Here is a 296-nt window from a genome sequence, read left to right as displayed (position 1 = left end):
GGCGAGCAGCACGTTCATGTGTCCCGGCATCCGTCCGGCCACCGGGTGAATCGCGTACTTCACCTCGATGCCCTTCTCGACCAGCTTGTCGGTCAGCTCCTTCAGCGCATGCTGTGCACGCGCCACGGCAAGACCATAACCCGGCACGATCACGACGGTTTCGGCATTGCCGAGCATGAACGACGCATCGTCGGCCGAACCGGATTTCACCGGACGCTGCTCCGCCGACCCACCCGCTACCGCCGCACCCGCCTCGTTGCCGAAACCGCCCAGAATCACGTTGAAGAACGAACGGC

Annotated in this window: 1 protein-coding gene; it reads right to left on the bottom strand. The window is 64.2% G+C overall.

The window, feature by feature from the left end; genetic code table 11:
* Window positions 1–296, bottom strand: a 296-nt coding sequence (locus P0D70_RS36955) for an NAD(P)(+) transhydrogenase (Re/Si-specific) subunit beta (protein ID WP_408188149.1), incomplete at both ends; no start/stop codon positions are given.

This window comes from Paraburkholderia sp. RL17-381-BIF-C, from assembly GCF_046026435.1.
Lineage (GTDB): Bacteria > Pseudomonadota > Gammaproteobacteria > Burkholderiales > Burkholderiaceae > Paraburkholderia.
Note: the sequence above shows the minus strand (reverse complement) of the source record. Positions and strands in the feature narration are given on the sequence as shown.